This is a genomic window from Singulisphaera acidiphila DSM 18658 (genome assembly GCF_000242455.2).
In the GTDB taxonomy this organism is placed as follows: Bacteria; Planctomycetota; Planctomycetia; order Isosphaerales; family Isosphaeraceae; genus Singulisphaera; species Singulisphaera acidiphila.
The window spans coordinates 3,670,426-3,696,395 of record NC_019892.1 but is presented as its reverse complement, the minus strand read 5'-3'; the positions used below and the strand labels follow the sequence as shown (position 1 = coordinate 3,696,395).

General features: G+C 62.2%; 16 protein-coding genes and 1 pseudogene. 6 read left to right on the top strand and 11 right to left on the bottom strand.

The features are described from left to right. Positions 1-343: 343 nt before the first annotated feature. The 5 genes and pseudogenes from SINAC_RS14440 to SINAC_RS14415 form a co-directional block, all read right to left on the bottom strand. Positions 344-3,847, bottom strand: coding sequence for an efflux RND transporter permease subunit (locus tag SINAC_RS14440; protein WP_015246377.1), 3,504 nt, complete (start codon positions 3,845-3,847; stop codon positions 344-346). A gap of 39 nt (positions 3,848-3,886) precedes the next feature. After that, a complete protein-coding gene (locus SINAC_RS14435) occupies positions 3,887-5,590 on the bottom strand; it encodes an efflux RND transporter periplasmic adaptor subunit (RefSeq protein ID WP_015246376.1) in 1,704 nt (567 codons plus the stop codon). 281 nt (positions 5,591-5,871) lie between these two features. After that, positions 5,872-6,441, bottom strand: a complete 570-nt coding sequence (locus tag SINAC_RS14430; protein WP_020466143.1) for a hypothetical protein — start codon at positions 6,439-6,441, stop codon at positions 5,872-5,874. Between the two features lie 672 nt (positions 6,442-7,113). Further along, complete coding sequence (locus SINAC_RS14420) at positions 7,114-7,914, bottom strand: IS5 family transposase (RefSeq protein ID WP_026011987.1); 801 nt, start codon at positions 7,912-7,914, stop codon at positions 7,114-7,116. Between the two features lie 48 nt (positions 7,915-7,962). Further along, positions 7,963-9,026, bottom strand: a pseudogene (locus SINAC_RS14415) (IS701 family transposase); the annotation flags it as partial. Between the two features lie 106 nt (positions 9,027-9,132). Here SINAC_RS14415 and SINAC_RS14410 point away from each other — a divergent pair. Then, the gene (locus tag SINAC_RS14410) at positions 9,133-9,561 is read left to right on the top strand and encodes a hypothetical protein (protein ID WP_015246373.1); all 429 of its coding nucleotides are present in this window, start codon (positions 9,133-9,135) and stop codon (positions 9,559-9,561) included. A gap of 234 nt (positions 9,562-9,795) precedes the next feature. Here SINAC_RS14410 and SINAC_RS14405 read toward each other — a convergent pair whose 3' ends face one another. Continuing rightward, complete coding sequence (locus SINAC_RS14405) at positions 9,796-11,667, bottom strand: purple acid phosphatase family protein (protein WP_015246372.1); 1,872 nt, start codon at positions 11,665-11,667, stop codon at positions 9,796-9,798. A 364-nt stretch (positions 11,668-12,031) separates the two neighbouring features. On the opposite strand from SINAC_RS14405, the gene glgX reads away from it, so the two are divergent. After that, the gene (glgX, locus tag SINAC_RS14400) at positions 12,032-14,203 is read left to right on the top strand and encodes a glycogen debranching protein GlgX (RefSeq protein WP_015246371.1); all 2,172 of its coding nucleotides are present in this window, start codon (positions 12,032-12,034) and stop codon (positions 14,201-14,203) included. Between the two features lie 29 nt (positions 14,204-14,232). Next, positions 14,233-15,315, top strand: coding sequence for a hypothetical protein (locus SINAC_RS14395; RefSeq protein WP_020466146.1), 1,083 nt, complete (start codon positions 14,233-14,235; stop codon positions 15,313-15,315). A gap of 76 nt (positions 15,316-15,391) precedes the next feature. On the opposite strand, the gene SINAC_RS14390 is transcribed toward SINAC_RS14395, so the two are convergent. From SINAC_RS14390 to SINAC_RS14380, 3 genes are all read right to left on the bottom strand, one after another. Further along, complete coding sequence (locus SINAC_RS14390) at positions 15,392-15,691, bottom strand: hypothetical protein (RefSeq protein WP_015246369.1); 300 nt, start codon at positions 15,689-15,691, stop codon at positions 15,392-15,394. A gap of 1,320 nt (positions 15,692-17,011) precedes the next feature. Beyond that, complete coding sequence (locus SINAC_RS14385) at positions 17,012-18,043, bottom strand: ROK family protein (protein ID WP_015246367.1); 1,032 nt, start codon at positions 18,041-18,043, stop codon at positions 17,012-17,014. After that, positions 18,040-18,648, bottom strand: coding sequence for a D-sedoheptulose-7-phosphate isomerase (locus SINAC_RS14380; protein ID WP_015246366.1), 609 nt, complete (start codon positions 18,646-18,648; stop codon positions 18,040-18,042). The genes SINAC_RS14385 and SINAC_RS14380 overlap by 4 nt, the downstream gene beginning before the upstream one ends. Before the next feature lie 237 nt (positions 18,649-18,885). On the opposite strand from SINAC_RS14380, the gene SINAC_RS14375 reads away from it, so the two are divergent. Together SINAC_RS14375 and SINAC_RS14370 are read left to right on the top strand one after the other, a co-directional pair. After that, positions 18,886-21,114 carry a glycosyltransferase family 39 protein gene (locus SINAC_RS14375; RefSeq protein WP_020466148.1) on the top strand — a complete coding sequence of 743 codons (2,229 nt, stop codon included), beginning with the start codon at positions 18,886-18,888 and terminating at the stop codon, positions 21,112-21,114. Positions 21,115-21,372: 258 nt separating this feature from the next. After that, on the top strand, positions 21,373-23,307 hold the full coding sequence (locus SINAC_RS14370; protein WP_015246364.1) for a hypothetical protein: 1,935 nt from the start codon (positions 21,373-21,375) through the stop codon (positions 23,305-23,307). Positions 23,308-23,459: 152 nt separating this feature from the next. Here the strand turns inward: SINAC_RS14370 and SINAC_RS14365 are convergent, their stop codons facing one another. After that, positions 23,460-23,711, bottom strand: a complete 252-nt coding sequence (locus SINAC_RS14365; protein WP_015246363.1) for a hypothetical protein — start codon at positions 23,709-23,711, stop codon at positions 23,460-23,462. Positions 23,712-23,872: 161 nt separating this feature from the next. On the opposite strand from SINAC_RS14365, the gene SINAC_RS14360 reads away from it, so the two are divergent. After that, positions 23,873-24,685 (top strand): inositol monophosphatase family protein, encoded by an 813-nt coding sequence (locus SINAC_RS14360; RefSeq protein WP_015246362.1) that lies wholly within the window; start codon positions 23,873-23,875, stop codon positions 24,683-24,685. 745 nt (positions 24,686-25,430) lie between these two features. Here the strand turns inward: SINAC_RS14360 and SINAC_RS40590 are convergent. After that, positions 25,431-25,634, bottom strand: coding sequence for a hypothetical protein (locus SINAC_RS40590; RefSeq protein ID WP_015246361.1), 204 nt, complete (start codon positions 25,632-25,634; stop codon positions 25,431-25,433). Positions 25,635-25,970 lie beyond the last annotated feature (336 nt).

Genomic DNA, 25,970 nt, shown 5'->3' with positions numbered 1-25,970 from the left:
CGTCGTGCCTGCACCTCCCTATCGGCAACACCCGCCGAGGACATCAGGAAATCTGGTTGGATTTTGCGGTTTGTTGCGAATTTGACGGCCAGAGGCCGGTTTCAGCCATGCTCAATCGAGGGGAGTGGGCCGGACCAATATGGTTCCGGGAGTGGGACCGGGGTTGGAGAAACCGGCTGCGAGACGTGACGATCGTGCTGGCCTGGCCGTGCGCGACTGGGAGCGAGAACAAGTCAAATGAAGATGCTTTGCAGGCTCTCCGGGGTTGCAAAGCCCCTTGCTCGTCGAAATCGCGGTGGGGAGATGTCTTTGTCTGACTCTCAAGTCGTCGAGAAGTTCAGGATCAATGGGCCATTCCCCCACCCCCCTCCGGCGGCTCGCGGTGGCCGTAGAAGCTGTAGAGCACTGGCATCAGGTAACGGTCCAGCAAGAGCGTCACGGCCATGCCGCCGACTACGACGATGGCCAACGGCTTCGCCGTCTGGCTGCCCATCTTCGTCGAAACAGCTGCGGGCAAGAGCCCGAGGATGGCCGTCATCGCGGTGATCATCACGGGGCGGACCCGCTTGAGAGAACCTTGGACGATGGCGTCGTGCACCGGGAGGCCCTGGATGCGAAGGGCGTTGAAATAGGAGATCAGCAGGAGGCCCTCCATGATCGCGATCCCGAAGAGGGAGACGAAGCCGACGGCTGCGGAGACGCTGAAATTGGTCCCGGTCAGGTACAAGGACCAGACCCCTCCCACCGCCACGTCGAAGACGTTGCTGAAGATCACGATCGTGTCCAGGAACGAGCGGAACGCCGCATAGAGCAGGATGAAGATCAGGGCGAGCGACAAGGGAATGATCCACATGAGCCGGCCGTTGGCTTCCTCCATCTGCTCGAACTCGCCACTCCAGACCCCCTCGTACGGGCTTTTGAAGAGGTCCTTGGTTCGTGCCTTGGCTTCGTCCACGGCGCTGCCCAGGTCGCGTTCCCGGACGCTGAACTTGATGGCGATGAAACGCTTGCCCTGCTCGCGGTAGATGGTCGAGGCGCCGGCGCGATAGAAGTGGCCGTTGGGGTCCGGCGCGTAGTCTGCTCCCACTGGCGTGACCAGGTCTCCCAGCCGGATTCGTGGCGTGCTGCTGATCGGGTTGGACGTGTCGGCCAGGCTGCCGGATATTGCGGGGGGCGGCAACGCATTCCCACTGGCGGTCGGGGTGAAGCCAGAACCCTGCGCCAGGACCACCTGGTTGTTGATGATGTCCACCGGGATATCCAGGATCGACGTCTCGTCGGTCCGCCGCCATTTGGGCCAGCGTGTGGAGATGTCGAACAGCTTCTCGCCCTCGACCATGCTGGACATGGCCTTAGCACCCACGGCGCTGCTGACGACGTTGTTGACGTCCGCCGTCGTCACTCCCCACTTCTGGCACTTCTCCGGATCGACGCGGAACTCCAGGTGCGACGACCCCCGGACGTGGAACACACCCACGTTTGCGACTCCCTTGATCTCTTGCAAGATGTTCTTGGCCTTGGCGGCCCGCAGTTCCAACTGGTCAAAGTCCGGGCCGAAGATTTTGAGGGAATTGTCACCTTTGACCCCTGACAGGGCCTCGAGCACATTATCCCGGATGCTCTGTGAGAAATTCCACACGACGCCGGGAATGACGCGCTCCAGGTCGGCATTCATCGCGAAGACGATCTCTCGTTTCGTTCGCGCGCGGGTGGAACCCCAGATCCACCGCCGCCAGCCGGTCTGTGGCACCAGCCTGGGCCAGTCTTTCTGGGGCCGTAGCGGCACGAAGTACTCGCCGCTGTAGAACCCCTCGGTGTCCGTGCCGTCGTCGGGCCGGCCGCTTTGCGTCACGATCGACTCAACCTCGGGGAAGCGGGCAATGATGGCCCGCGCCTGCTTGGCGATCGCCGCCTGGTGATCCAGGTTCATGTTGAGGGGACCGATCCCACGAAGCCATAAGTTCCCCTCCTCCAACTCCGGCATGAACTCACGTCCCAGTTGCGGGACCAAGCATGCGGTGCCGCCGATCAAGAAGGCCATCACGGCACAGGTGGTTTTGGGGTATCGCAGGCAGAGTTGGAGCTTCCACAGGTAGCGGAATTTCAAGGCGCGGACGAGAAAGTTCTCCTCGACCGGTTTGAAACGTTTGAAGAGGAGCATGCATAACACGGGCGTCAGCGTGAGCGAAAGCACCAAGGCGCCAGCCAGGGAGAAGGCATATGTCTGTGCCATGGGGCCAAAGAGCGCTCCCTCCGGGCCGGTCATGGCGAACAGCGGTACGAAGGCGCAGACCATGATCAACACGGAATACATCAGCGCGTGGTCGATCTCCTTCACGAAGCGAAGGATCCGCTCCTTCATGGGTAAGTCGGGGTAGTTGTGCGCGGCCAGATTGCGGTAGATGTTCTCGACCACGACGACGGAGGAGTCGACGATGATGCCGAAGTCGACCGCCCCGATCGAGAGCAAGTTCGCCGACTTACCACGGACGTAGAGCATGGTGAACGCGAACAAGAGCGCCAGGGGGATGTTGATCGCGACAATGATCGCAGTCTTGATGTTATTTACGAACATGAATAAAATGATAACGACGAGCGCGACGCCGGTGAGGAGGTTCTCCGTCACGGTGTCCGTGGTGATGTTGAGCAAGTCCGTGCGGTCGTAGTAGGTCTCGATCTTTGTTCCGGGCAACAGCCGACCGGAGGTCGGCTCGTTAAGCTGCTGGACCTTGGCTTTGACGTCTTTCAGGGCGGGTAACGTATCCTCTCCCTTGCGCAGGAGCACGATGCAGGTTACCCGATCGTCCTCGTCGTGTCCGACGTCGGCGATCGACAGGGGGGATCTCGGGGGCCGCTCGCGGTCGGCCCGCCAATAACCGATTCGCCCCAGGCGTGTCTGGTGGCTGACGACCACGCCCTGCTCGCCGGGCAATTGTCCAGGGGAGAGTCGGCCGCCTTCGACTACGTCGTCGACACGGATCGGCTGGTTGTTGACCGAGCTGATGACCAGGCTGCGGATTTCCCGGATCCGGCGCAACTCCTCCGCGCGGAGGATGGTGGCGGCAGCGGCCGGACTCTTCAGGCCGAGCACTTTGTTCACCGGGTCCAGAGCACCGCCGAACAGGCCGACGCTTCGCACTGTCATGGCGACCTGGCCCGGGTTGATGTAGTCGCCCCCCACCGTGGCGTTGCTGTTCGTCAGTGTGGCCTGAAGCTGGCCCAGAGTGATGCCGTAGCGGCGGAGGCGGTCGGGGTCGGGCTGAACCTCGTAGCGCCGCACCGTGCCGCCGAAGCTGGTGACGTCGACGATGCGGGGCACTCTCCGGAATTCACGTTCCAGCACCCAGTCTTGCATCGCCTTGATGTCGTTCAGGGTGTAGAGCTCACGCCCGGAAGCATCTTTGGGCACTTTCAAGACGTAGCGGAAGATTTCCCCCGTGGGTGACTCTGGCGAAATGGCCGGGGTCACACCGCTCGGCAGCGGCTGGGAAATCGTGCTCATGCGGTTGATCACTTCCTGCCGAGCCGTCTCGTACGTGTACGCGTTGCCGTAGTGCCACGTCATCTTGAGGTCGCTCAGACCGAACAGCGACTTGCTGTTGATCTTCTTCAAGCCGGGCATGCCGGCGAACGTCACTTCCAGGGGGACGGTGACCTGTCGTTCGACCTCTTCGGCGGATGCGCCGGGGAACAGCGCGATCACTTCGACGATTGCAGGCGCAGGGTCGGGGTAGACTTCCACGTTGACGTTGAGGAAAGAAAAGACACCGATGATCGCGAGGAAGACAGCGAGGAGGATGACGACGATCGGGTTCTCGAGCGCCCACCCGATAAGCTTGCGAACCATGGCGAACCTTCCGATGAATCGAGGATCATCCTCGTCTTGTTAGCCCGTGCCCGTCTTGGGCTTCTTTGCCCGTTGCGACTCGAGGTCCGACCTTGAACGTGCTCTCGTCTTGGCGATGCGGTCGGTCGGCTGCTTCACCGGTCGTGACTCGAGGTCCAGCAAGGCGGCTTTGAGCTCCAATGTCCCGGACAAGAGGACGCGCTCGCCGGGCCGAAGGGGTTCTTTGGGCAAGAGGCCCTCGTCGGCCTCTTGAGCGGTCAATTGCTCTTCCTTGGGGATCGGCGTGTTCCGGACGAACACCGTGTGGTCGAATCGCTGCGTCACCTGGACGCGCCGCATCGTAAAGTGCGGCAGGGCAGGATCGGGCTGCACGAATACCAAGCTTTGCAGGCCGTCGTCCACCAAGGCGCTCGTCGGAATCTCGACCACGTCGTGCGGCGGCGGCACGTTCACCGTGGCGGTGACGTATTGTCCCGCCCGGATTCGCTTCCCTGGGTTATCGACATACCCCTTGATGATCGCCGTGTGCTGATTGGGGTCAATGACATAGCCGATCTCATCAATCGTTCCGGAAAGGCCTGTGGCTGAGGCCACGCCGACCGTGTGCACGGTCCACCGCCTTTCGCTGCCGCGAAGATCCTCCAATTCCGGCAGCTCATCCTCGGGGCAACTGGCGATGACCAGGAGCCGGTTCACGTCGGCGATTTGAAACAGGTTGACCGTGTTGTCCACCACCATCTCGTCCGTGTGGACGTTGCGTTCGACGACGACGCCGTCGAAGGGCGCTCGCAAGGTCACCCGGCCCCAGGGATTCTCCGTCTCCTTGTCGTGATCGACCTTGCCTCCGTTGGCTTGATTCTCCCCCTTCACCCACCGGCCCTCGGGAGACTTGAACCATGCGTTCTTGTCGGCACTGATCTTCTTGGCTTCGGTGTGAAGGGCGTCGATCTCGCTCTGGGGGATGTCCCACAGCTTGAGGTTGTTGAGGGCACGGCCGATGGCGTTGCGGTCTCCCTGGACGGCCCGAAAATAGGTGTTCAGGAAGACGGTGGGAACCGCTTCCGAGTGCTTCTCGGCCTCGTCGAGGATCCTCTGATCTAGCTCCAGTTGCACCAGGGCGTCCAGGAGATCATTCTTCTTGATCCCCACGTCCGCGCTGTAAAAAATTCCCAGAAGATCACCCTTCGATACGCTGTCGCCCTGCCTGAGTTCGCGGAATTCCGTTTGTCCGGTCTTGGGAGAGTGATCCCAGACCTGGGCAATCTGGACCACTTTGGCCGGAGCGAATCGAGCACGGACGCGGGCGAGACGGGTGGGATCGAGCGTCGTGGAACCGGGCAGCACGATCGGCCGCATCCTGGTTGGCGCTTCCGCGATCGCGACCTCGTCCCGCTGGTTTTTGCGGATCCCCAAGGCGGTGGAGACCTCCTCGGGGACCTGGAGCGTGTGCGGTCGGCCCGAGACCAGCGAGACGCCTGGAGGCGCGGAAGAGCCCGATTCTTCGTCTTCATTGCTGCCCGCGAGCAAGTGCAGAGGGATGCCGGAGAAATAACTATAGAACCCTGCCGCCGGAGGGACCAGGACCACGGTCAAGAGAAGGGCTACAACGATTCTCTGCCCAAAACCCATCTTGCGATGGGGAGGCAGAGCCTCCACCGCCGGTGCCGAGGGGGGCGTACTCGGGGCAGCTTGACCTGTGTTCTCGCCCTTAAATCCCTCTTCATGTTCTTGGTTGGCGTTCATTCTGCCGCCTCGGAATTGGGCTGGCTTTTGCCTTGGTCATTGGGCTCAGGTTGCATTATTTTTTTTCGGACTACGTTGCCCCGCCCGATTTCTGGTGGGACGGCCAGAAACGGCCGGGCCGGGCTGACGTGCCCTCCATGAGCGGGCATTTCACGTTGCTCAGGTGGTCGAGCCTCGGCACTTAGGCACCATCGAGGTCGCGCACCATCCCGCATCCTCTATTCGTACTCAGGGACCGGGATGGTTCGCGAGTGCAGGAGTGTGCGTGGACCGGGCAGGGCCTAACAACGGAGTCGTGCTGGCATGAGTAAGGGAGAAGCAGGGGGTTCAATCCAGGTCGGTGTAGAGCCGACAGCGGGGGCGATCGATGAGAAATTCCTCTCCTGGAGCCAGGCAATTGGGGGAGCCGTCTCGCCGTTGTCGTCGTCCCATGCCATCTCATCGGGAAAGCCGAAGAGACGTCCGTCCGATGAATGGATCGAACGGTTCTGCTGCCGATCGGCGAGCACGAAAGAGCCAGCGACGACTCGAAGGGTTGACGTGGCTTGCTGGAGTCCACAGAGAGTGGGAACTTCCTTTTGTGCGGCAACATTCCCGGCCGTCACTGCTTGTTGCCCCGGGTTGAGAAGCCAGATCAGTACGGCCAGGCCGATTGCATGCAGCGGGGACCTGGGCAAAACCGGCCTGCACGCTGCCTTCTGCCTGGAGCATGCGCCGGGGTCGCCTGGTCCGAGCGCCACCGGCACGCTCGACGAGATCCGTGCGCCCGGGCCGATTTCAGGATCAGCCGGGGCTACGGCGTCGCGGTCGCCGAGTCGGGCCTCTTTGCTCCGCAATGGGGAAAGCTGCATGAGACTGTGTCCGGTCGCACACGAGCATCGCAACACGAAAGCCGGTGAAGGAAGCGGCAATCATTTGCGCATTTCAAATTAATGGATTCGATCCGGGGAGTCAACAGAGCGCCGAATTGAGAAAGCTCATCGTGGGTGATTTCGGCACAGCGGAACCCAACTGTTTGATCTCGTTGACGGAGAGCAACAGAATGATTGATGTGTGGTGGTTCTATTCCGAAGGAGTAGCTGTCAAAAGTTGCAGTGTAATGTTGACTATTTTTTATATGTGTGATTAATGGATTTTAAATCCACGTCCTCTGGCCGTGCGATCCGAAGAGTTTCGAACAACCCGGCGTGCATTCTTACGCATTCCGTAAGTCACTGTACTTTCAGTGTGAGTATATATAATGCGGCCAAGCTGAGCAGTCTCTCAGCCGTCGCCTGAATTTCCGCCTCGGTAGCCCCCGGGCGTAGAAACTCACGAATCTCCTCGCCGAGCAATTCACGGCGCCATGCCCGACGCTTGTCCGCGTGGCTCGGACGCCGTGATGCTTTGTCCCACGGCGACGCCGAGCGGTCCACCAACTCATCTGCCGGTCGCCCCCAGGCCCACGATTCGGTCATGGTGTAAGTCCACAGGCAGACGTGGAAGGCCCCGACGTTGGCCCAGATTAGAGCGTGTTATGAACCTCAGGCGAACGGCGGAGCCGCCTTGTGAAGCATCAGCAAGCTGAATGCGACGTAGTGCAGCCCGGCGAGTGTTTCGGAGAGCCGCTCGTAGTCCCGTGCCAATCGGCGGACCCGAGCCGCCCAACCGAACGACCGCTCGACGACCCAACGTCGCGGCAGCAGCACGAATCCACGCTTCGCCTCGGCCAGCTTCACAACTTCGAGGATGATCCCGTGGTGGGCCGCTGCATCGAATGCCTCCTCGCCGGTGTAGCCTTGGTCGACATAGGCCAGTTCGACCGACTCGCCCGTCGCCTCTTGGACGGCTTTGGCCAGCGTGTCGACCTGGGCCCGCTCTTGCTCGTTGGCTGGAGTCACGTGCAGCGCCAGCAGATGTCCGAGCGTATCCACGGCGATGTGGACCTTGGCACCCTTGCGACGCTTGTACCCGTCGTAGCCCGCACGGCCACCACTCTCGGGGGTCGACGGGATGGTTCGGCCGTCGAAGATGACGGCCGTCGGCTCGGGTTTTCTCTTGTCAGCGAAGCGGAGCACGGCTCGAAGGTCGTGGACAATGGCCTCGAAACAGCCGGCGGCAAGCCAGCGGCGGGTCTGCTGATCGACCATCTCCCAAGGAGGGAAGTCAGCGGGCAGGTAACGCCATGGTGCTCCGCTTCGGACGAGCCAACGCAAGGCGTCGAAGACGTCGCGGAGGTTGTGGACTCGCTGGCCGGCATCTTCAGGGAGCAGGCAAAGATAAGGGAGAACGAACTCCCATTCGGCATCGGTGACGTCGCTGGGGTAGGGTTGGTGCATAATCATACCCTAAACTACGTTCGCCACTGAACTACCGTTCATAACACGCTCTAACCGCACCTGCTGCTGGCCTGCCCCCACGATCTGCTTGCACTCGCGGAAGGTGATCTCCAGGCTGAACCGGTCGGCTACCATCCCCAGGATGACGGCCACGCTCGCCGAGGTGTCGGTGCAGAAGTACGCCCACCAGCCGTTCGGCTCGTCCACCAGCACCACCCGGATCGCGCCGCCGGCCGGACGCCAGGTCGCCAGGAACGTCTTGTACTTCTTGAGGACCTCCTCCCCATACAGGTCGAACGTGTCGGACGACCAGCCGCGCCGCTGGCCGCCCCGCTTGGCCAGGTCGATCACGTCCGGGCCGTGTAGGCCCGGGGCCGGCCCCGCTTTCCCGCCGGCCGGAGGCCAGGCAGGGTCCGCAGGGCCGCGTCTTTGCGAAGTCGGCTGACCACGGTCATCCCCAGGGCTTTCGCCGGCTTGAGGGACTCCCTACTGGCATAGGCCCCGTCGGCCACCACCCAGATCGGCAACTCCAGGAGCCCCAGCCAGGGCTTGGCCCACCGGAGCAACTCGACGGCCAGTTCCAGCTTGGTGCGGAACTCCGGCCGGTGCTTCGGGTCGATGCCCGGCAAGTCCTTCTTCCGGACGTAGAGCCGGGCCAGCAGCGGCAGGGCGACGACGCCTCACGCCGGGTGGGCCACGAGCAGGGCGAGGACGACGAAGACGTGCCCGTAGACGAAAGGCGAGCCAGCCGGGCCGGGGGTCGGGTTGTGATGCACCCCGGCCCCCTGGACGTGCGGCCCGTAGCGCTTCGTCGGGGTGTTGTCCAGGGCGAGGGTCAGCCGCTTGGCGTCCTTGAGCAGCGGCCGGACCACTTCGGTCAGCAGGCGTCGGGCGATGCGATCGGCCCGCTTGCCGGCGGCGGCGACGGCGACGTAACAACGCTGATAGTGGCCGCTGAGTTTGGCCGCCCTGATCCAAGTGGTGACGGTCCGCCGTCCCCGAGCCAGGACGGCGCCGAGGAACAGCGGGGCGAGCCTGGGGGCGGAGCGGCGGTCGAGGCCGGCGGCGAGCCACGAGAACCACTGGCAAGGGGCGGGTAGCGGATGCGAGGATGTCATCGGGGCTGGCTCCGGTCGAGGCGACGGTCTGGTGTGGTAACCGCCATCGTCCCGGCCGGGCCGGCCCCCGTCCATCCACCTGTTTCGGCGGCCCCAAGGAGGCTCTATGGCTTTCCCCGACGTTCGCGGATTCTCGGCGGTCCAGCCCGGACCGTACGAGGTACAGATGGGCGGTTGCATCGCCGCGTTGCTCCGGTTGTTCGCCGGCCACGTGCCCGATCCGGAGAGTAACACCCGCGTCCTGGAACTGGCGTCCGACCCGACCCGCTGGTCGGCCGGGCACGCCGTGTTCGACGAGGTGCGGCGTCGGTTACTTGCGGCCATGAAGGCCGAGGATCGGCCGCGAGAGCTGCAACATCATTTCGAGGAGTCGTGCTGCCAGGCCATCTACAACGCCACCGACCCTCCGGACCCATTCGACCCGGGTTCAGCGTTCTTCGTGGCCGGACAAGCGATCGGCCTGGCGAGAGTCGCGGGGGTGCCGGTGGAACGGGTCATAGCCATTCTTGCCCCGGGCGTGGAAGGGTCGAAATAGCCGCGACCGATACACGCTAGGCGAGCCGCCTCGAATCCACAAAATTGCGGAAAGTGCAGTAAGTCACCCTCGGGATCGGTCTAAAATGCTCCGAACGAGGGGCTGCGGTCGACACGAGCGGGACTGTGAGCAGTGTATTGCGATTCTGACATCCACGCCCCAACGGGAGCTACCTCATGTAGACGGCCCCCTCGGGGGGGCCTTCCTGGTACCACGTCCTTTGGGCGTGGTTGATTATTGATTGCCCAAGGCGAGGCGTGATCGTTTCTGAATCACGAGGCGATCGACCTCTTGGCCTTTGAGGTTCCAGGCCCGGTAGAGCAGACGATTTGCGGGGACCTCAATGTCGATCGTCTGATAGGTCGAGACGTGGGTCAGGCCCAATTCGGTGTAGCTTCGTGGGTCTTGCTCGCAGAATTTCTCACCTGAGACGGAGACGACGTAGGTCGTGCCCTCCGCATTCGAGGCCACACGCTGGTTGCCGCGCATCGGGTGGGTGCGCAAGTAGGCGTGGTCGTGCCCTTGGAGCACGAAGTCGACGTGGTGCTTGTCGAAGACGGGAATCCAATCTTCCCCTAGTGTCGGGTTCAGTCGCGATGGATGCGACGCATAGATGGGATGATGGAATACAACGAACGTCCAGGCCGCTTGCGTCTTGGTGAGGGCCGCGTCCAGCCACTCTGCCTGGATTTGGGCGAGCCTGCGATCGACGAGTGCCAGGTTGCTGTCGAGGACTGCTACGAAGGCGTTGCCGTACTCGAAGGAGTAGACCAGGTTGGGGTCGATCTCCGGGGGACCGTTCTTGGGCAGCGCGAAGAAGGAGGTGTAGAGTTGCGGCCCCTGGTCGAGGTACTCGTGATTTCCGACGCAGGGCATGAGCGGCAAGGTGTCGAAGACCCCCTTCGCGCGGAGGAAGAAATGATCCCAGTTCGTTCGCTCGTTGCCGCGATCGACGAGGTCGCCCGCGAGCAGCATGAAGCCGGCGTCGGGATGGCGCTGGTGGGCCGCGTCGAGGAGTCGGCCCCAGCCCTCGAACCCGCATTGCGCATCGCCAAGATAGAAGAACTGAAAGCGGTCCGGCCGTTCCGGTCCCGTTCGGATCGGTCTCCAGGGAGTCCAACCTTCGGGGGAGCCGTCTCCCGCGCTGTAGACATAGCTCGTGGCCGGTTCCAACTGGTCGACGTGGACCTGGTGGCGACGGATGGCCGGATCGTTGAGAAGGTCGGGGGAACGGACGAGGTGCGATTCTCCGGCAACCTGGCGAATGACATTCGGATCAGCCGGGCCGTCACCCCGCGACGAGGCCGGGGCGAGTCGGAGGGCCGTCGAGTCCACGCCGGGTTCAGTTCGCCAGGTCCAGACGAGGTCGCGGGCGGGGTTGGGGCCAAATGAGACCGCGACTTGATCGGGTGTTCGACTCGAAGCGACGTGCGTTTTCCAGATCCGGCCCCGAGCCAGCGCGGTTGCGTGACGCAGCTCACGAGGGACTTGCAGGAGGATTGATCCCTGGAGGTGGACGGGGAGCCGCTGGATCGGAACGAGGGCGTCGAGGGCTGCGCTTACGCCCTCGGTGGCCTTGGCGGTCTGCCAACGATCCGGCCGCTGGACGCGGACCGATATCGGATCACCGTCCGCCGCCCGGAAGAAGGCGACATAATGTTCGCCCCCCGCGCGATCGAGGGCGTTCACTCCCAGGCCAACCACGCCGGCTTCGACCTGTTTTCGATAGAGGGACCACCGCTCGCCCTGAACGTCGAGCGAATCCTCGGTTCTGGCGAAGCCCTGGTCGGACAGCCAGAAGGGAAGAGTCGCCGGGCTTGCGGCGACCTCGACGATCGCGGGCCGATCGATCTCGACTTGAATGTGGCCTCGTCCCAGAGCGTCACGTTCCGCCGGGGTGAGTTCGGCAAGCAGGCGACTGCCGTTGGAGGCGATCGTGGTCAAGTCGTCGAGCGAGCGGGAGCGGCTGAGCCGTTGGCCGACCGCGCTGAGCGTCTCTTTCGGAGTGGCCGCCGGGGGGACGGGACTCCGATGGTCGCAGCCGGTGATGAGGCCGGTAAGCAGGATCGTTGCGAAGAAACAAACTTGGTTTTGGAGTTGAGCCATCCGTGCGATCTCCCCCGTTTCGCCCTTTGAGCTGGGGCGGTCCCTTGGTTGATAACGGATATCCCCCTTTCCTCACAGAGTAGATCATCAAGAAAAAAGGGACGTCCTCTGCCGGCAGGGGGCGGGATTCGAGAGTTTTTCCGGCCCAGAGCCGCCATCGCTTGCTTCGTGTGGTATGAGTCTGAAGGGTGGGATTGCTCGGGTATTTTGAGACGTCTCAGGCGGATTTCCGTCGGCTTGGCCGCGACCTGGGCAACCGGTTGCCCGGTCGAGGCCTGTGCTCGTGCTGCTGTAGGCACACGGTTTGCAAATCTTCTCAGGCAGCTTTCCTCCGTGAATGCAACTCTGTTCGTGGTGAGGCCCCATGCCGAAGATTACGAATCTGCTGCCCGGTGATCCTGAACCGCTCGGGCCGACCGTGAAGCCCGATGGGATCAATTTTGCGGTTTATTCCTCGGGTGCGACGCGCATCGAGTTGCTTCTTTTTGATAATATCGCCGACCAGGAGCCGAGCCAGGTAATCTCGCTCTCGCCCGAGACCAACCGAACGGATCACGTCTGGCACATCTTTGTCGAGGGGCTGCCGAACCGGACGCTCTACAACTTCCGCGCGGACGGTCCCTACGACCCGGCCACGAACGGAACCCGGTTCAACGTCGCCAAGACGCTGCTTGACCCGTATGCACCCGCGATCACGGGGGATTACTACTGGCAGCCGGGCGATGCGCTGGGCTATGACAATAGCGAGCCGGATAAAGCGGACCGCCACCTCCTTCCCAGCACGGTGGATAACGTCGCCGGTGCCCCTCGCTGCGTGGCCTATCAGAGCGACTTCGATTGGCGGGAGGACCAGCATCCCGACATTCCGATCGAAGAGTCGATCATCTACGAGGTCAACGTGCGCGGGTTCACCCGGCACCACTCGTCGGAGACGGACCTCGCCGGCACCTATCGCGGGTTCATCGAGAAGATCCCCTACCTTAAATCCTTGGGCATCACGGCCGTCGAACTCATGCCGATCATGGAGTTCGACCAGTTTGACGGACCGTTTCGCGACCCCGCGACCGGTGAGCGCCTGGCCAACGCCTGGGGCTACAACACGGTCGGCTTCTTCGCCCCCGAGTCGCACTACAGCTATTACGGCAAGGTCGGTGAGCAGGTCGACGAGTTCAAGATGCTCGTTCGCGAACTGCACAAGAACAAGATCGAGGTCATCCTCGATGTGGTGTTCAACCATACGCGCGAAGGGAATCATTACGGGCCGACGATCAGCTTCAAAGGGTTGGACAACAATGTTTACTACATGTTGACTCCTCAGCCTGAATTCTATATGGATTTCACGGGCTGTGGCAACACGATGAACTGCAACCACCCGGTGACGCGCAAGTTCATCCTCGATTGCCTGCGCTACTGGGTGACCGAGATGCACGTCGACGGATTTCGGTTCGACCTTGCGGCGGTCTTCGCCATCGACGTCGATCAGCAGCAGAAGGGGAAGACACCGATCATCCACGAGATCGAGTCGGACCCGGTCCTCTCCCGGATCAAGCTGATTGCCGAGCCCTGGAGTATCCAGCAATATATGCTCGGAAGCTTCTCGGATCGGCGCTGGGCGGAGTGGAACGGCCGGTTCCGCGATGTCGTTCGCAAGTTCGTCAAGGGAGAAGCCGGACTCACCGGAGAGTTGGCGACCCGCGTCGCCGGCTCGTACGACTTGTTCGCTCCCCAACCCGACTCGGAGCGATCACCGTTTCACAGCATCAACTTCGTGACCTGCCACGACGGGTTCACGCTCAACGATCTCGTTTCCTACAACGACAAGCACAACGAGCGAAACGGCGAGTCGAATCGCGACGGGGCCAACGATAATAATAGCTGGAATTGTGGATACGAGGGGTGGGTCGAGCTTTCCGATTTGCCCGATGAGGAGAAAGCAGCGATTGAGACGCTTCGGCGTCAGCAGATCAAGAACTTCTTGACGCTCCTCTTCCTCTCCCAGGGGACGCCGATGCTCCTCTACGGCGACGAGACGAGGCGGACGGCCGAGGGGGATAACAACACGGTCTTCCAGGACAACTCGTTGAACTGGATCAACTGGGAGAATACGAAGCGGCACGCCGAGATCTTGCGATTCACGAAACTGATCATCGCCTTTCGCAAGCGGCACCAGATCGTCCGCCGCTGGCGCTACCTGACCTCCGACGAGTCGGACACGCCGATCCTCCGGAACATCAAGTGGCATGGGGTGAGCCCCGAGCACGCCGACTTCTCGGAGAGCTCCCGATTCATCGCCTGGGAACTCGAGGCGTTCCAGACCGACCAGCGTTCGGACGTGCCGATTTACGTGGCGTCGAACGCCTTCTGGGAGCCGATCACGATCGAACTTCCCACGATCGAAGACCGGCGCTGGTATCGAGTTGTTGACACGTCTTTGCCGGTCGAGGAAGACATCGTGCCCGAGGAACAGGCGTTTTTCCTGCCGGAGAAAACCTATCTCGTGCGTCCCCGATCGACGATCGTCCTCGTCGCCAAGTGAAACGCACCACGGGACGAACGATTACCGCGATGGCCATTCGACGCTGGTTCTGGCTGGCCGGGGCTTTGGCCGGAGGATCCTTCGCCTGGATCTTCCGGCCGTACTTTTCCCCCGGTGCGCTCATCCTGGGCGGTGGTGCGATCCTCCTGTTCGCGGCCCTGGTCGGCGACCTGTTTGTGGTCTTGATGTCGATGGGTTCGACGCGACGGGCCGCTCCGCCTCCCAATGCCCGGCCGGCGGACGGGCGGGTCGATCGGCTCGTCATGACCGGGGCGATCGGGGAACCGAACGCACGCGACCCGAGGTTCTCAGCGTTCCGGGCGCTGCGGCCCGTTGAGGGTTTACCCGCCCCTGTGCGGTTGCCGTCCGGGGCCATGCCCCCGTTACTCGGTCGAATCACGCTGGTTTCGCTGTTCGTCGGCCGCGACCATCACCCTTGGTCGGACGATGAGATCGCCCAGGCGCATGCCGCCCTCTTTCGTGCGGGGGTCTGGATTGAGCGTGAGGCGATCCGCTGGAAGGCCCCCGTCAACCTGACGTTGGCCGACACCTACTTCGTGGTCGACGATGAGGCGTCGACCGACGTCGAGATGACCTTCGAGCCCGAAGGAGAGAGCGTGGGCCCGCTCGAGGCCCATGCGGTGACGAAGGCTCTGATCGACACGAGCCGCGCTGCGTTGCGGCTCGGCTTTCGCGACGCCGTGGATTGGATGGAGCAGATCCGGTCGAGGATTGATGCCGATGCGTTGGTCTGGCTCCTCCACCCGCGTCGGGCGGGTCGGTCGCTGGCCATCCCCCTGGACCTGACGGAATTGGCGGGGGTGAGCCTGGCCGTCTGCTACGCCCGCGAATCGAGTTTTCCCGAGCCTTTGACCCGTGCTCCGTTCACCGATCCGGTGACGATTGTTCACGAGCTGCTTCATTTATTTGGCGCGATGGACAAGTACGGATCACCGCTTCGGTCTTACCCGCCGCGATCGGTGAGTTCGCGTGACATCATGCGATTGAATGAGTTTCGCCTTTCCCGACTTCGGATCGATCGTCAAACCGCCTGGGAAATTGGCTGGGAGATCGGCGAGGAAGAGCGTCTTGCGCAACCCCCCGAGCGATAAAAGAAAACGGCCGCCCTTCGCGATGAAGCGAAGGGCGGCCGAATCACTTGGTCAAGAAAAAGAGGGTGATGAACCTTCAGTTAGATTCCACGGAAGGACGAGATTTCGCCAGTTGATTGACGAGGTACGCGGCATCAGACGCCCGACGAGCATCCGCGTATTTGGCAAGTGGCGCCGAACACGTTTCGTCGCCGTAAATCCCAACGACCGTAAATAGACCATGCAACTCGCCTGTTTCGGCCCTCGAGAACAGCCCCGACCGGATCAGCGAAGCGAGGTTCTGCTGCCACAGTTGGGTTTCGGCCAATTTCGTCATCATGGCGAGCCCCTTGAACTTTTGGGTTGTGGGACCTTTCCTTGGCCAGCGAGCGGCCATTCCACCGCTTCTCCTCTATTCTAAACGCTCAAACCTTGCCGAGTGTTTTAAACGACTTATTTTTTTTCTGCGTCCTTTTTTTGCGACCATTTTCCCCGGAGGGTCGTTTTGACAGAGAGGCGGAATTATCGTCCTTTTTGTGCCATCCGTATAGAGGAGCTCGCAGACAATCAGGTTCACTCCCTCACTCAAAATCCGAAAGTCGTCCCCTCTCTCAAGTTATTGCAGTGAACCGAGGAGACAGAGACGGCTCTTTTTCCGGTTTTCCACAGCCCTTTCCGGACAAAGAATTCTAACAGCAAACGTCGGGCCAGAGTTGTTTAACATTGATGGGTTTGTGCAAAAGCTCCATGCGTTTGCTCCCCGTTGAGTTCCGAGGATGCTCCTCATCTTGCGGTCTTGGTTCGGGATTCTCCGACGCTTCTTGATCCCTCGGGCTCGGCATGAGGAACAGGACAACCAGAAGTCTAGACGTCCTCAATCTTCTGGTCGAAATCCAAAAAATCGGCGGCTCATTGTCTCCGTGAAAACGGGTCGGAAACGATCGATTCCGGATTGTCTGGGGCTTGGCCTCGCGAGCGATTTCCGATCGACTTGTCAGAGCGTAAGGGACATCGCTCCAGTCATCTTTAACTATAGACAACGAGTCGAGCCCTTGACTCGGATTCCTCGCCAGCCAAGGGGATTCCGGCGGAATTGCGGCCGCAATCCGGTCCATATCCGGGAGCGAAACCGGAGAGTTGCCGCACGCGTTTTCAAAGCAGCCGGGGAGGGCCGTGGGCTTCCTCGAATGACTTCTGGGGGGCACCGCTGCTTGGCCCCGGAGGGGAAGTCACAAGTGGTCTCAGCACGGGCCCGAGAATTGTGTTTGTCCCTGGCGCTGAATGTGGGGTGCCCTCTCGCTTTTCAATGGCAGGGAATTGCGGGCGGAGTGTTCGCAGTCCCCAAGGGCAGAGGTCTCGGCTTGATCGAGCTTAGTCCGGCAAGGGCCGAGGCCGCGTGTCTGTCCCTGTGCGACCCCGGTTGTCAGTAACCGTGACGACCTGAGCCGACCTGTCCAGGCGATCATTCGCGAGGGCACGCCATGAGCGGCAGGGAGAGTCGACGTTGCTCCAAAAAAAATCATCCGAATGGAGCGAAATACCGAGGGCTGCGATTCGCCCGAGGAGATGAATGCTTAGGAATTGGGCGTCCTCTGCCTGCTGCTTGGGAAGTTGGCGAATTTGCCTGGGGCCAGCTCTTTCCTCACGCGTTGGCCGTGGGTTCTCCGGCGCAAGGGCGATCGATGCTTTCCTTCGCAGTAGCCCCCTGGCGTTCCGATCACGAGGGACGTGTCTCGGTCGTGTGTGAGCCGTCCACGTTGGCCACGGCGTCGCGGGCCAAGGCCAAGGCACCGTGGATCACCACGTCTTCGCCCAACGCGGCGGGAACGACGTCGAAGCTGCCTCGGAAGGGGGGGAAGACGTTCAGGTTGAGTTGGTTGCGGATCGGGGCGAACCAGAACTCCTCGCCGATCAGCGAAACGCCTCCACCCAGAATGACCCGATGGGGAGCGAGCAGGGTGATGGCCTGATTCAATGCGTGAGCCATTGCGAAGACGGCCTTCCCCAGAATGTACGAGGCCTCCTGGTCACCGGCCTTTGCGGCCTCGGCCACCATCGCGGTGTCGATTCGGGAGGGGATGCCGTCGGCCGACTGGAGGACTTTCCATTCGCCAAGCCCATCGGCGATCTGCCGTTCCGCGTAGCGCCTCGCTGCCGCCGCGATCGCCCAGCCCGAGGCAACGTCCTCGAGCTTGACGACGTCGAGGTCGGACGTCGTCCGGTCGACAATCCAGAGGTGGCCGATTTCGAGGGCTCCTGCCCCCGAGCCACGGTAGATCTGGTTATCAAGGATCAGGCCACCGCCAATCCCACTGCCGATCGTGACATAGAGCAAGGGAGAGAAGCCGACCCCTGCGCCAAATCTCGCCTCGGCCAGTCCGGCGGTGTCGGCGTCGTTCTGAATCGAAACGAGCGGGATCTGCAAATGCGCCCGGGCCCATTCGGCCAGGGGAAACCGATCCCAGCCCGCGACCTGGTGCGACTTGGTCACCACGCCCCGGGTGACGTCGACCGGCCCGCCGAATCCGATTCCGCCGGCCGCAACCTGATCTCGCGTGATCTCGACACGACTCAGGAGGATCGGCACGACCTCACTGATCTGAGCGAGGATTCCCGCGGCGCCTCGTGCGGGCTCGATCGTCCGACGCTCGAGAGCGAGGATCTGGCCATCGCCCCGCCCGAGGCCAAGCTGGAGCTTGGTGCCACCGATTTCAATACCGAGCAAAAAGGGCTGGGCCGTTGCCGTCATTTCGCACCTGTCGAAGTTACCGTCGCCGGCCCTGAGATGCGCCGGTAGATATCGTCAATGATCCAGTGAAAGACGACTTGGTGGAGCGACTCGACGATCCCCATGTCGTCGATGCCGACGTGCAGGTTATGCTGCGCCAGGGCTTGCAGCTTGCCGCCGCCAAAGCCCGTGATTCCGACCGTCGTCATCGCGTTGCGGTTGGCCCACTCGACGGCCTTGAGGATGTTCGGGCTATTGCCCGACCCCGAGATGGCCAGCAAGAGGTCGCCGGGCGAGGCGAGGTTCTTGAGCTGTTCGAGGAAGATGTTCTCGTAGCTGATATCGTTGGCGACGGCCATGATCCAGGCGGTGTTGTCCGTCAGGCTGAGCACCTTGAGCCGCTTCTGATTCTCGAAGTCGCGCAGGGTGCACTTGGCCAGGTCTTCGCAGAGGTGCGAGGCATTCGAGCCCGAGCCGCCATTGCCGCAGATGAAGACGAAGCGCCCGGCGTGATACGCCTGTTCGATCAGGTCGCTGAACCGCTCGACCTGCCCCATGTCGAGACGCTGGATCTCGCGGCAGACCCTCTCCATGTAGTCCTTCGCGCCTAGGGTCGCACCTAGCATCCGTGACGTCTCCCGAGGAAGTTTCTCAGAGCGAAACAAGAGACGACAGAGGTCTCTTATGGGCCAACCGACTCTACCAAGACTTCGCGACCTCGTGAAGAGTGGACGCCGTCGCCGAACCGATGCGCCCGTGCCGGTTTAGGCAGTGAAGCCCGAGGCCGGCGATTCGCTCGATCGGCAAGGGGACTCTGTTAGAATGTCGAGTTGGATGCGGAGCATGGTTTCGAGGATCCCGCAATGATGATAGGCCTGCTGGGTACGTCTGGTCTCAACGGGATGCTGGGTTTGGGGGCCTACTGGACCGCGCGTCATGGGTTTCGCCAACCGGCCGGCCTGGCGCGCGCGTTGGCGGCGGTGACGCTGGCCTGGACCTGGGCGACGGTCGGCCTGGAGGTTCTGGGAGCGGCGGGTGTCCTGGGGCTGACGTCGTTGTTGCTCTGGTCGTTGCTTGGACTCGGGATCGGGCTCGCTCTGAAGGTCCGCGATCGTCAGCCTGAGCTGGTCGAGGCGGACGATCCAACCGGCCAGGTCTGGGCCTGGGAATCGGTCGTTGCGTTGGGGTTCGTGATCTGGGGGGGCTTGTTTCATGGGGTTCAATCGCTGCTCTGGCCGGTCAAGGTGATCAGCGACGGGCCGATTTACCACCTTTACTTTGCGGCTCGATGGTGGAAGGAAGGGGCTCTCAATCTGATCGCGACCCCCTTCGGCGAGAATGCCGCGCCCTATTTTCCGGCCGTCGGCGACCTCTGGTTCACCTGGCTGATGACGGGCTGGGGGGGAGACCGATTGGCGAAGGTCGGGCAGGCGCCGTTCTGGGGACTGTCCGGAGTGACGGCCTATGCCCTGGCTCGGCGGCTGGGGGCCGGATCGTCGTCGGCGCTGATTGCCACGGCCTGGTTCCTCACGTCGACGCCGCTTCTGCTTTTCGCCTTCGAGGCGAACGTCGACATGATTTTCGTCGCCGGGTACTTGCTGGCCGCCTACTTCTTCGTGCGCTATGACTTCGATGACGCGCGGGGATCGACGCTTGCCATTGGGGCGCTGGCGGCAGGTGGGGCGCTCGGATCGAAGACGATCGGGGTGGTATTCGTGCCGGTCTTGCTGGGCCTGGCCGCTTTGGCGGTTTGGCGGCGGCGGACGACGTTCCCGGAACGAGCAGGCCACCTCGTCTTGGTCTTTACCCTGCCGTTGGTGATGGCGGGATTCTGGTATGGACGCAATGTTTGGCTGACGGGCAACCCGCTTTATCCGCTCCATCTTGCGGTTGGGGGAAAGGTCTGGCTCTCGGGATGGTATGACCGGCTCGCCATGCGATCGAGTCCTTACTATCTCGCCGTCGAGGACTGGCGGTCGCTCTGGGATGTTGTCATGGGGGTGATCGACCCGCACCTCGCCCCTTTCTGGTTCGCGGCTATCCTTGGGCTCTGGTCGCTGAAGGCGCGGAGGACCGAGCGAGACGCAGGGGTCTGGATCTGCTCGCTGCTCGCCATTCTGAACGTGGCACTCTACTGGCTCTTAATCCCCTACCGAACGCAGCAAAGGTTCATGCTTCCCGCGGTCGGTCTGGCGGTGGTCCCGCTCGCTCGACTCCTCGATCGCGGTCGTTGGCTACGGATCGTGGCGCTCGGGCTGTTGGCCATGCATGTGCTGATGTCGCAGAACTGGCCCTTCGACTCGGGGTCGGCTCCCTGGGACCTGAGTCGGCTGATCCCCGACGTGACAGCGGGCATCTTCTTCATGCCACACGTGGCGCTGATGAGTCCGGGGAGGAGTGAGTCGAATCGCCTGATCGGTCTGGCCGTGGTCGCCTTGCTTGGGGTGGGTTCGCTCGGGGTGGCGTGGGCCTGGAGCCGGGCCAAGGGATCCTCAACGCATTTGCGCTCGCGATGGCTTCGCGCGGCGCTCGCCAGCCTCGGGCTCTTCGGGATCGCTTGCGGCCTGTTCTTTCCCTACGATCTCGATCCGCGGCGCCGCTCTTATCCGGTCTTCCCCGACTACTATCTCGGTTGGCTCGACCTCGAGACGCGCGTGGGGGCCTCCGGGGCGAAGATCGCCTACGCGGGGACCAACATCCCCTACTACTTGATGGGGGCAGGCCTGCGCAACGAGGTTTGCTACGTGAATGTGGATGGCCGGCGCTCGTGGCTGCTCCACGACTACCATCGCGAAGCGAAGGCGAAGGGGGAACCCACCTGGCCCGACTCGAGGCCCGGCTGGGATCGCCTTCATCCCGACTACCCCGGGTGGCTGGCTGCTCTTCATCAAGAGAACGTGCAGATTCTCGTCGTGGCCCGGGCTAACCCCGACGAGGGGCGGCACAACATCGCCGATGCCCAACAGTTTCCGATCGAGCGCACCTGGGCCGACAGTCACCCGGAATCCTTCGTCCCCCTCTACGGTGTGGTCGAGGGGGATCCCCGAATGCGGATCTACCGAGTCAGGCCGACACACACCCAAGGCGGATAAGACATTTCACGGGATCCCCAAAAAAAGAACGACGGATTCGTCCTTGGCTTCGCACTATTAACTTCAGACGATCGACAGCACTTCTGTCTTGGAGCAACCCATACGGGTTGGTTCTCGATCGAACGTGAGTGCTGCCGTCGTTCACGATCATCGAGTGATGGCGTTCCGCTCGCTCTTTTCGTGGGGAAATGCTCCCGGAGCCTGGTGGTCGGCGGACTCGATGATCATGACTGAAGTGGACGCGGGGGAGAAGCGACGATGAGACTGACCTTGAGAACCTTACTCGCCTGGCTCGACGACACGCTCTCGCCAGCCGAAGTGCGAGAGATCGGCAAGCAGGTCGCGGAGAGCCCATTTGCGAAGGAGCTGGTCGAGCGCGTTCACCGCGTGACTCGGCAGCGGAGACTGACGGTTCCGAGTAAGAATGGGCCTGATGCCACCGATCCCAACCTGGTCGCGAGCTACCTGGACAACGAGCTTCCCCCCGAAGAGGTCGCCGAGTTCGAGAAACGCTGCCTGACCTCGGACGTGCATCTGGCGGAGGTGGCCAGCGTTCATCAGATCCTCAGCCTGATCGGTCAGAAGGCGAAGGTGCCGACCGAGGCGCGCCATCGGATGTATCATCTGATTAAAGGACGCGAGTCGGTGGCCCCACGGGCGCCTCGGGCTTCGCATGCTTTGGAACCCGAGCCGGTCTCGGAGCCGATCCAGCCCTGGATCACCCCCGAGCCTCCTCGCCAGCAGTGGTACGGACGATTCTTGCCGGCTGCTGCGGTCATGCTCTTGATCGTTCTCTTTTGCTGGTCGGCCTGGATGAGTTTGACCCCCTCCCCCGAGGGAATGCCCGGCTTCGAAGCCGGACCGATTGCAAAGGCTTCCATCGCCAAGAAGGGGAAGGCCCCTGCCCCTCCGACCGAGCTCGAGAAGACGGCGGCAGGGAAGGAAAAGGAAGCGATCAAGCCGCCAACCACCGAGCCGGGGAAGGAACTTGCTGCCGCGACCCCGGAACCGGCCCCGGAGTCGGTGATGAAGCCCGACCTTCCTGCGGGAACCTTGGGTAAGGCCGAGAAGCCGTCGGGGATTTTGCTCCGTTATGACCCGGAGCGGCGCGAGTGGGATCAGTTGACGGCCGAAACGCCTCTCAAAGATAAGGACCGCTTGCTCAACCTGGCCCAACTCCGCTCGACGTTGGAGCTCGGAGCGACGAAGGTCGACCTCGTGGGTGAGACCGATCTGATCGTCTTGCCCGCCGCGGCGCAGCAGGCGGGTCGGCTCGAGCTTGGACAGGGCCGTGTCGTTCTCACAGGCACAACACCTGCGGCCCCGTTTGCGATCCAACTCGGCAAGAAGACCATCGAGATCACGCCGCCGTCGGGGGCCTTGGTCGGTGTCGAGCGCGTGAATCTTCGCAGCCCGGGGGCGCTGGTCGCTTCCGACCCGACTTTGCGGATCTACGCCAACGAAGGGGAGGTCGCGCTTCAGGCCGATGATGCCAAGGAGACACCGCTCTCCGGTCCTGGCTCGATCACGTTCGACTCTGAGGGTGCATGGACCAGTGTCGACAAGACGCCTCCCCCCGGGTGGGTGACCGAAGCCAAGCCCTCCCCCTACGACCTCCAGGTCGGCGAGCAACTCCAACGCTATTTCCGTCCCGGTCGAAGCGTTTTGGCGAATCTCGTCGAGGCGATCGAAGACGATCAGAAGGACGTGCGGCGGCTGGCGATCTCGGCCACGAGGTCGGCGGGCGGAATTGCCTTGATCGTGCCGCTGCTGCACCAGGAAGAAAATCCCGTGTCACGTCGGGCGGCCATTCACGTCCTTCGCGCTCACCTGGGAGAAGGATCCGAGGCGAGTCGCGAGCTTCATTCTCAGCTCGAGAGTACCTTTGGCGTCGAGCTTGCCGAGCGAGTTGAGAAGCTGCTCGCGGGCTTCACGCCCAAGGAGGCCGGTGAGGAGGCCACCTACAAGAAGCTGGTTGATGATCTGTCCTCGCCCGAAGTCGCCGTTCGTGAGCTGTCGCTCGAGACGCTTCAATCGCTCACCGGGCGAGATGAGCTTGGCTATGATCCCGATCATCCTACAGGCAAAGGGCTGACCGCCTGGAAGAACCTGTCCAACGCCCATGAACTCCGGGCCGTCGCGACACCGCAGCCCGAGAAGGGGCAGGACATTACGCCCAAGGTCGAGAAGTAGACGCGGAGGTCTCGCCCCCTGATTGTTGCCAGGTGTCCGGCGTGCCGAGGCCAAGCCTCGACGGCCGGGTGCCTGGCTCATGGCTTCTCGACCGCTCCGTGGCCGATCCCGAAGGCAAAGGGATCGGCCATCGCTTTTTTCTCCGATTCCGATCAGACTCGGGCCAGCGCCGCCACGCGCGAGAAGTGCGGGCCTCCGCTCTGCGGGACGTCCCCCTGATCTCGGACCCGCCGCGATGCGGCCGCATAGGCCTCGGTCAGCGTCGGCCCGCTTACGTCGTACGTGACGCCCGGCCGTTGCAGGTGAACCGTATAGGTCGGGCCGTATGCATCATGGCGCGTCGAGTGCCAAACATGCCACCCGTCCACGCGTAAGCGGCAGGAGACTAACTCCCAGACGTACATCGTTGAAGACTCCGGTTGCCGCCAGCGACAGGGCGAATTCCAGATCGATCCGCCTCATCGCTGGATCAAAAGGTTGTCTCACAATCTCAATATGGCCGATGAGCGAAGGTTTTCCAGTCCAAATTGTGCATTTTGCCTAGATTCCAGAGAGGGGATGACGGTTGAGCCAAGACTATCGAGTGTATCAGGCGGCGGCGGAGCGAATGGCACGGGAGGCGGGGGCGCTCTTGCGAGACGCCTATGGGCGGGTGATCGCTCGTGAGAAGGGGCCGGGCGACCTGGTCACGGACGCCGACCTTGCCAGCCAGCGACTGATCGCGGCGCGGATTACGGAATCCTTCCCTGACCACACGCTGCTCGCCGAGGAGGAAGGGGCCGTTCCGGACCCTTCTCGACCGTGGCGCTGGGTGGTCGACCCGCTTGACGGGACGATCAACTTCGCCCACGGCTTCCCGTTCTGGGCCGTCTCGATCGCCTTGGAACACGAGGGCCGACTTGTGGTCGGAGTCGTCCATAACCCGCTGAGTGGTGCGACTTACAGTGCCTCACTTGGCCAGGGGACCACTTTGGATGGGGTTCCCGTTCGCGTGAGCCCGGCCAAGTGGCTTCGGGATAGCCTGATCACGACCGCCCTGCCGACCGATTTCGTCGATGTCGCGGAGATTCAGCTGGCCTACTTTCGTCGGTTCTCCACGGGAACGCACTCGGTACGTCGGACCGGGTCGTCGGCCTTGAACCTGGCGATCCTCGCGTCGGGTGGTTGTGAGGTCTGCTACGCGAGTTTCATGCATCCCTGGGATGCCGCTGCCGGAGTTCTTCTGGTCCGCGAGGCAGGTGGAACGCTGACCGGCCTGTTCGGCGAACCCTACGACCTCTATGGGGCGGGGATTCTGGCGACGAACGGATTGGTCCACGACGAGTCGCTTCGATTCCTTGAGGAGGCAAGAGAAGCGAATTCCCCCGAAACCGCGTGAGGAACCGGCTGGCCCAGCCGTTTAGGACGCCTTCCTGGTGAGCGGGGAGCGGTGTTTTCCCTTGGGAGTGGAACAGCAGACAGCAAGCACACGCTTCCCGCTCGCCTACCAGATTGCGCTCGCCTTCAAAATCGCGGACTCTACCGGATTGCAGGTTTCAGGTTTCCGAGGCCCATTCGCGAGGTGGAGGCCATCAGGTTGAGGTGCCAGGGTTCATGGTAGCGCTTGCCGTTGAGCCGATGGGCGGGTCCTCGAAAGTCCAAGGGAACTCGCCACCCACCGTTGAAAACCCTCTTTGGGTGACTTTGGTGGATTTAACGGAAATTGCATTGATTAATGCCATAATTGTGGTAGCATTGCAGGATGGAAACTGTGGGATGTTACCAATGCCTTCTGTTGAGGAGTCACTGCGTGGACGGGAATCGGATCAGAGAGAATGAGGGGATCCGCCTGAAGGCCACCGTGGGAGCCGCTTACTGATCTCGACGTCCGCCACGTCCGCGACCATACAAATGCACGCGTTACACGCACGCGTACGCGTGCGTGGTTCTTTCAAAGTAGGCTCTGCATTAGTTCTGTCCGCGGACGTTGAGGACGTTTAAGACGTAAACGTTAAGTTAGGAAAGAGGCTGTGAGCGGTCTCCAGAAATCCAGCGAGACCTTGCCGGCCTGGGTGCAGGAGCTTTAGCCTCTCCCGGTGGCCTGCTTGCCGGCCCCTGAGCTTGTTGCGACCCGCGAAGAACCCTCACCACTTCCCTGGCGTCCCCTCCTGGCCGCCTGGCGCGAGCGTTGGGGCCATCGCCAGCAACGCCCAGCCCAGTCGCCGCAACTCGGACGAACCCTGATGGCTGTGTAGGCCCCGGCCCGCGTACATCCGCCGATATTGCCGGTTCATCGGCCGATCGACCGCGTTGCTCCTGCGATGGCATCCTGGATGGTCGTAAGTCATCGCGTAGGACTCGTCTTGTTCACCAGCTTCGCTAGCATCTCGCACACCAGGGCGGGCCACGTTTGAGTGGCACGCTACTGCGGAAACGTGTCGATCCGGCGGCGGCGTTGCCGGTTCACCGATTGCATAGCGCTTCTTTGGGACCGCAGGCGGGACGCCCCGCTCATCGGCAAGCGCTACCATGAACCCTGGCACCTCAACCTGATGGTCTCTACCTCGCGAATGGGCCTCAGAAACACGAAGTCTGCAAATTGGTAGAATCCGCAAAATCGAACCCTCGAGATCCCAAGCTTCCCGTTCGCCCGCCTGGTTCTCCATCTCACGTCAAACCAGGAA